General features: G+C 42.0%; 9 protein-coding genes. 5 read left to right on the top strand and 4 right to left on the bottom strand.

Annotation, left to right across the window (positions count from 1 at the left end; genetic code table 11):
• Nucleotides 1–136: 136 nt before the first annotated feature.
• Nucleotides 137–1,312: a tyrosine-type recombinase/integrase gene (locus tag NFR28_RS08745; protein WP_251179429.1), complete on the bottom strand. Its 1,176-nt coding sequence runs from the start codon at nucleotides 1,310–1,312 to the stop codon at nucleotides 137–139.
• A 13-nt stretch (nucleotides 1,313–1,325) separates the two neighbouring features.
• Nucleotides 1,326–1,949, bottom strand: a complete 624-nt coding sequence (locus NFR28_RS08740) for a helix-turn-helix domain-containing protein (protein WP_251179428.1) — start codon at nucleotides 1,947–1,949, stop codon at nucleotides 1,326–1,328.
• Nucleotides 1,950–2,189: 240 nt separating this feature from the next.
• Here NFR28_RS08740 and NFR28_RS08735 point away from each other — a divergent pair, with 240 nt between their 5' ends.
• From NFR28_RS08735 to NFR28_RS08720, 4 genes are read left to right on the top strand one after another with little or no spacing between them, the layout of a single operon-like run.
• The gene (locus NFR28_RS08735; RefSeq protein WP_275556985.1) at nucleotides 2,190–2,450 is read left to right on the top strand and encodes a helix-turn-helix transcriptional regulator; all 261 of its coding nucleotides are present in this window, start codon (nucleotides 2,190–2,192) and stop codon (nucleotides 2,448–2,450) included.
• Entirely contained in the window at nucleotides 2,417–2,671 is a 255-nt protein-coding gene (locus NFR28_RS08730) for a helix-turn-helix domain-containing protein (protein WP_251179426.1), read from the top strand. The genes NFR28_RS08735 and NFR28_RS08730 overlap by 34 nt, the downstream gene beginning before the upstream one ends.
• A gap of 19 nt (nucleotides 2,672–2,690) precedes the next feature.
• Complete coding sequence (locus NFR28_RS08725) at nucleotides 2,691–3,350, top strand: ATP-binding protein (protein ID WP_251179425.1); 660 nt, start codon at nucleotides 2,691–2,693, stop codon at nucleotides 3,348–3,350.
• On the top strand, nucleotides 3,307–3,753 hold the full coding sequence (locus NFR28_RS08720; protein ID WP_251179424.1) for a hypothetical protein: 447 nt from the start codon (nucleotides 3,307–3,309) through the stop codon (nucleotides 3,751–3,753). Before NFR28_RS08725 ends, NFR28_RS08720 begins: the two co-directional genes overlap by 44 nt.
• Nucleotides 3,754–3,849: 96 nt before the next feature.
• Here NFR28_RS08720 and NFR28_RS08715 read toward each other — a convergent pair whose 3' ends face one another.
• Complete coding sequence (locus NFR28_RS08715; protein ID WP_251179423.1) at nucleotides 3,850–4,251, bottom strand: hypothetical protein; 402 nt, start codon at nucleotides 4,249–4,251, stop codon at nucleotides 3,850–3,852.
• 446 nt (nucleotides 4,252–4,697) lie between these two features.
• Between NFR28_RS08715 and NFR28_RS08710 the strand changes: the two genes are divergently transcribed.
• Nucleotides 4,698–4,856: a hypothetical protein gene (locus NFR28_RS08710; RefSeq protein ID WP_251179422.1), complete on the top strand. Its 159-nt coding sequence runs from the start codon at nucleotides 4,698–4,700 to the stop codon at nucleotides 4,854–4,856.
• Between the two features lie 435 nt (nucleotides 4,857–5,291).
• Here the strand turns inward: NFR28_RS08710 and NFR28_RS08705 are convergent, their stop codons facing one another.
• The gene (locus tag NFR28_RS08705) at nucleotides 5,292–5,645 is read right to left on the bottom strand and encodes a hypothetical protein (protein WP_251179421.1); all 354 of its coding nucleotides are present in this window, start codon (nucleotides 5,643–5,645) and stop codon (nucleotides 5,292–5,294) included.
• Nucleotides 5,646–6,000 lie beyond the last annotated feature (355 nt).

Raw genomic sequence — 6,000 nt, 5'->3', positions numbered from 1 at the left:
CCTAATCGGGCAAACTAGAAAAAAGCAAAAGCGAAAAAGTTATATTAAAATGCCAGTTCAACTGCATAAACGTTAAAAAAGCAAAGCAAAAAAGCATAGGCAAAGTACAAAATATGGACAAATAACACTTTAGAGATTACCAATCAACACTCCTGATGGCATTGCGCTTGTCTTCTAAATCAACGTGTGTATAGATATTAAGCGTGGTGCTAATGTTGCTATGCCCAGCAATTTTTTGCAGGCTCTTTGGGTCGACTTTACGACGAGCGAGTTCACTAATGAAACTGTGGCGAAGGTCGTGTAAGTTGATGTGATCAAAGCCAAGTACAATGCGTTTCTTTCTCCAAAAATTTGTAAAATAATTTGGAGTAAACCTTTCGCCTAACTCATTGCAAATTAGAGGTGCATCAGCAGACAAAACAGGAGACTCGGAGTTGAGACGACTGCGAATGTCTGCAAAAGAGGACTCAAGATATGCTATATACGTTTCTAAGTCATCAATAGCCTTGTCAGACAAAGGTAGTTCGCGCGTGCCAGCTTTGGTCTTTGTGGGTTTAAGATTGCCAAAGCGATCATAGTTACAATGTACATAAATGGTTTTGTCTGTGGCGTTATAGTCGCCAAGTGACAAGCCGGCAATTTCACCTACACGAAGACCAGTTCTTAAAATAAACCGGATCCCAAATTGAATAGGATTGCAAACTTCGAGGTTTTTAATGATGAAAGCCATATCATCACATCGAATAGCAACGCGTTCTTTGGTGTCAATAGCTGGACGAGAAGTTTTTAGACAAGGGTTAAACAATATAATGCCCTCCGACATAGCATCTTTGAAAATTAAAGAAGCTGTGCAGGCAATACTTGCCACAAAAGTGCCAGATAGCTTTCTGCCAGATACAGACTTGCCGTTAAGAAGATCCTGATATGTGCATTCCAGCATAGAGGGAGTAATCTCTTTTAGTTTGGCAAAGCGAAGATGCAAATTAAGGTTCTTAATATGGTCGGTATTCTTAGCGATAGTGTTAGCCGACACGCGAGATTTGCGTTTATTAAGCCAATGCTCGGCATATTCACCAAAACAAGGATCTTCAAAAGAGTTGTATGTGGGGATATTTTCAAGTTCGTTAATAAGATTGTTGAGTTCAGCTTGAGCAAAACTAAACGAACCGTGAACAACGCGGGTAATAGTTTTATATTTTCCCGTGCTAGGTGATTTGCCAGTGCTGATGCGAATTTGCCATTTGCGGCATCTGTCTTTACGTTTGTTTTTCTCTAGCTGAACTATGGAGCCTTTACCGCGGATTTGTGACATAAAGACTCCTTAGCTAGTCTAGGAGATCTAGCGGCTGGAACCAGAGCACCTTGCCACCATAACGAACGTGGGTGTCAGAATCGTTAGGAATGATAATGTCTTTGCAGTCAGGGGAAAGGCTGTCGGCAGACAAGATAAGGGTTTGCGGAGTTTGATAAACGCGTCGCAATGTAAAAGGTGATCCGTCAATAGAAACAGGAGCAATAGAGCCATTGTTGATAGCAGAATGAGGAGATACGATAGCGACGCAACCTCTCGGTATTATTCGATTAACCGCATCGTCGTCAACAACCATAGCGTAGGAGTCACTGTCGGCGGCAAGAACGTTGTAAGGGACTTTTACAGTGCGATTAGTCGAATAAGTGCCATCGCTGTTGAGTATGCCAACCTCGATAGAGTCGGTGGCTTTAACATTGAATGACTTATTAGGGACGTTATCACAATCTTCTACAATCTCGCTAATACTAACGTCGAAATAGGCAGCCATATCATCAAGCACCCGCATACGAGGGGTAACTTTGCCAGATTCATAAAACGAAACAGCAGATCGGGATACGCCGAGATCCTCGGCAAGTTGTTTCTGCGAAATACCTTTGGCTTTTCGGAGTCTAGCAATGTTGCAACCGATAATGTTCAAAATATCTCACCTCCATGTAAAAAAAATTCAACAAAAATAGTAAGCCATTTAACTTGACTTAGCAATGAGGTGAGTTAAACTAATCTTATACCAAAAATGAGAATAGAGAAATTAAGCCAGAGCAAGAAATAAAAAGGCATTTGATCAGCAATTAAGCAGCCTTTTAAGACGCAGGGAGCAAGGAATAGCTTTGGCGCAAGAGGTGAATAAAACTAAATTCTATTATTGGCAGGAGACTATATGACGCTTTTAGAGGAGTTAAGAAAAAAGCGAAGGGTGACTAAAAAAGAACTGGCGCTTTTGCTTAACGTCAACCGCACAACCTACTCAAATTACGAAAGAAACCCAGAGAAAATGCCGCTTGGAAGTGCCATTAAGGTTTGCAAATACCTTGATGGGAATTTTGAAGATGTGTTTTTGGCAGTAGGGGTAGACAGGTCAAAGCAAGCAAAGGTTGAGGAACGCCAATGGATCGCACAAATTCAAAAAGAGAATTCTTAACCGTAAGAGAGTACGCAGAAATTTTGGGCGTATGCGAAAAAACGGTGATCAGGCATTGTGCAACAGGAAAGATCGAAGCAATAAAGATTGGTAGGACTTGGCGCATCCCACTACGCCAGCTATCGAATGCAGAAATGCTAAAAGAACTCGATGAATTGCGGGAAGAACTTGAGGAGATTAAGTCGTGGAAACAGGGGTTGAGCGCGGCGTTAGCAAAATAAACCAAGAAAGAGTAGAGAGATGGAAACCACCAACGCCAAGAAAATGGAACAACTGGCATTAGAGCAAATGCCACAATTCCAAGAAATACAACACAAGCGATGGCATACAAAGCTAAAGCAAGCAGGAGTCCTCGGGATATACGAAAAAGCCGAAAGCACCGAAGGTAAAGCGTGCTATGACCGATATAAATCGGGCATAGGTAGTTATTTGTATGGGTGCACTGGATGCGGTAAAACCTGGGCGGCAGCAGCTTGTGTGGTGTTGGTGTTGCGTGAAGGCGCAACAGCAAAACTCATATCAACTAACATGTTGTTGCAGGAGATGCAAAATAGCTACAACTGGCAAGACGGCTCCCCTCTTGAAAAGTACGAAAACTACGACTTGCTGGTACTTGAAGACTTAGGGATGGAGCAGCGGACAGCATGGGGCATGGAAACAATAATCACGCTGCTTGATTCACGTTATGCTCTGCAAAAGCCAACCATAATTACAAGCAATTATTCACTAAAAGGACTCTATCAACATTGGGGTGAGTTGGAGGGTGCACGTATAGGCTCGCGCCTACGTGGGTCTTATGTTGATGTTGAACTTTTACGACGGGATCACAGACTAATAAAAGGGTTCGGGGGAAAAGATGAAACACGAACTGGCATTCAAAAAGACACGAAGCAACATTGATGAATTGCAGCGCGCAATAGAGTTGCTTGAAAGTCGTTATGCTGCCGAAACCGCAACTGCAATAAGATATGACAAAGAAATAAAAGGCAGTGTCTTTGAGAGGATAGATGCAATCAATAAGCGACTCTCCTATGAAGAAGTGCTGAAACAGAGAATCAAGGCAATTCAACACGAAATAGAATATAGCTATTACTTGTTGTATCAGGCAGAGAACAGCGTGGCGGCGGCTTTGAGTTATCGCCATGCCGATGCGGTGAACTTGATGTATTTGCAGCGTCAATCATCAAAAAAAGTCGCCGAGACGCTGAACTGTACACCACAATGGGTAAGAACGCTTTGCAAAGAAGCCTTTGATTATCTGGATCAGCGCCAGGCAAAGGTGTCAAAACCAACCATCGCATAGCAAAAAAGCTAACAAAACCCCCGCTTATCCTGCATATGCACAAGACAAAACCAGGCAGCTTAAAAGCTGCCTGGGAAAAGGGATATGTAAAAACAATTAGCAATCGTACAAGTGATCGAGCAGACGCTCACCTTCTGGCATATTTTCATCTAAAGTCTTTATCACTTCACTAGCTGGGTAAACATCTTGCTCAATAAATGGAGCGCCAATGCGTTCTACAATTTCCCAGTTTTCGTCGATAACGTAAATGCCGTTGTCGCCAGGATCCATTGCCTTATCGGTGGTATATACGCTCAAGCCGATACAGTTATTGCCACCAAAGAAGTTACCCATCACCTGACAAAGGCGAGCATAGCCATATGAGTCACATGCAGGAGAGCGGTAGCCATGCAAGCGGCAGTATGTAAGTAATGGTTCAACGGTGTCTCGCCCACCGTTCCAATGAAGATAGACAGCCAAGTCTTTTTTGGTTGAAGTGATAACAGCACGATTACCCATGATAACCTCCTAAAAGTTGTGCGACATTTCCTTGTACTGTCGCCTTGTGATCTGCAAGCGCACGGAGACTTACAAACCAAAGACAAGGATCAAAGCAGCCTTCTTCGTAAAACCTGCACAAGATGGGTTTGCTTGTGCGGGTTTTATGCAGGAAGACTGCGCCTTGCTTTGGTTTGGAATCTCTGTGAGAGTAGGCAGATTAAAGGCGTGTGCAAGAAATCACAGCCAGCATGAGGCTGAATGAGCAAATGAGGTATCAGCAAAAAAGAAATGGCTAAAGTATCCTCGGTGCGGCAGGTTTTAAGGCACCAAAGAACAATCTGAAATTAGTTTTAGAGCAGAGGGCAAACTCGATGTTAATGAGTTGTCGGCTGAAAACAAGCTATGCCCAATAGGCAACTGGGGGTAGCTATTCAATGAGAAAAATCGGTTTTCAAAGATAAAAGATGATGGATCAGGGTGACAAAAACGGTCAAAAACCATTGTTGAAAACTTGTGGAAAACTTGTTAGTAACTTTGTTGTCATTGTGGATAACTTTGTGGAAAACATGTTGAAACAGTGTGGAAAACTTTTTGGCGTAAAAGAAAAGATAAAGAAAAGATAAAGAAAAGATAAAGAAAAGAACGAAAAGAAATAGAAAAGAAATAGAAAAGAAAAAACGTATAGTTTTCTTTATCTAAGAACTTACAAATAAAAATAAAATTATTATAATAGGCGACGCTGAAACCCGTTTTGTGGAAAACTTTTCGCTCACAAATCACACAAATGTCCCGAATTTTCGATTCAACCGACCAGACCTCCCCTTCCATGCGATTACTGATGCCCAAAAAGCAAAAATGGCAAAAGTGGGATGGAACACCGCCGTTAAATACCCCGCAAAGGTGAATGAAATTAAATCTAAAGGGTGAGTTATATTAAACATGGATAAGTTATCGACCTAAAACAAACTATGCCCTTAAACGCGATTGTAGGCGTTTGTGGCAAAAATAAAGGGTGGCTGTTTATACAGTCACCCAAAAGGCGAAGATATGACCAAGGTTTAAGCGACAGCTAAGCCAAGATAGTTTGTGTGGTAGCGAGTAAAGGCTTTATCTCCAAAGATCTTAAAGTCCAAACGGTCAAAACGAACGGCGTGTCCTGCGCAGTCTTCTTCTGTCTTTTGAAGAAAATTCATGCAGTATTGTTCACGTTCGCTGCGATATTCAGCGGAAAGATTGCTGTTGTCCGGAAAAGCCGAGTCAGAGTCGTTAATATGAACATCAGCGAAAACAAGACCTTCATCATCGATAAAAATGATCGTGCTAGTAATCGGATCGGTTTCAATGATTTTGCCACCACGATTGGTGATGAAACGTTGAGCGGCTTCAAATACGCGAGTTTTTACGTCTTTCATGATAAACCTCTTTCTGATCTTGGCTAGACTCCTTTGTCTTGCCCTTGATCTGTGTTTCGACAAGGTTGAGTGCTAATGCAAGGAGGACAAGCAAAACCTGGTAAGGCTTGAGTTTTTCGCCAGAAAAAGTTTTTGCGCCTTGCATTTGCAACTCGTTCTTGGCGACACTACGGATTAAGGGTTGACAGGAGTTGACCAGGAAAAAGAGGTTAAGATGAAGAAAAAAATGCGTATGAAAGTGGCGGCGCTACTTCAAGAAATGTGAGTAAAATATAATTAAACTAAACATAAGATTACTTGCGCTCACTTTCGCGTTAATGCTAAGATGTGCTAAGTTGCTTGAGGTGTCATAAAA

The sequence above is a fragment of the Adlercreutzia agrestimuris genome, from assembly GCF_943193125.1.
In the GTDB taxonomy this organism is placed as follows: Bacteria; Actinomycetota; Coriobacteriia; order Coriobacteriales; family Eggerthellaceae; genus Xiamenia; species Xiamenia agrestimuris.
Note: the sequence above shows the minus strand (reverse complement) of the source record. Positions and strands in the feature narration are given on the sequence as shown.

Excerpts from the sequence above, each read along its gene's own strand:
- NFR28_RS08745 (WP_251179429.1), bottom strand. The coding sequence starts at position 1,312 with ATGTCACAAATCCGCGGTAAAGGCTCCATAGTTCAGCTAGAGAAAAAC.
- NFR28_RS08735 (WP_275556985.1), top strand. The coding sequence starts at position 2,190 with ATGACGCTTTTAGAGGAGTTAAGAAAAAAGCGAAGGGTGACTAAAAAA.
- NFR28_RS08730 (WP_251179426.1), top strand. The coding sequence starts at position 2,417 with ATGGATCGCACAAATTCAAAAAGAGAATTCTTAACCGTAAGAGAGTAC.
- NFR28_RS08725 (WP_251179425.1), top strand. The coding sequence starts at position 2,691 with ATGGAAACCACCAACGCCAAGAAAATGGAACAACTGGCATTAGAGCAA.
- NFR28_RS08720 (WP_251179424.1), top strand. The coding sequence starts at position 3,307 with ATGAAACACGAACTGGCATTCAAAAAGACACGAAGCAACATTGATGAA.
- NFR28_RS08715 (WP_251179423.1), bottom strand. The coding sequence starts at position 4,251 with ATGGGTAATCGTGCTGTTATCACTTCAACCAAAAAAGACTTGGCTGTC.
- NFR28_RS08710 (WP_251179422.1), top strand. The coding sequence starts at position 4,698 with ATGATGGATCAGGGTGACAAAAACGGTCAAAAACCATTGTTGAAAACT.
- NFR28_RS08705 (WP_251179421.1), bottom strand. The coding sequence starts at position 5,645 with ATGAAAGACGTAAAAACTCGCGTATTTGAAGCCGCTCAACGTTTCATC.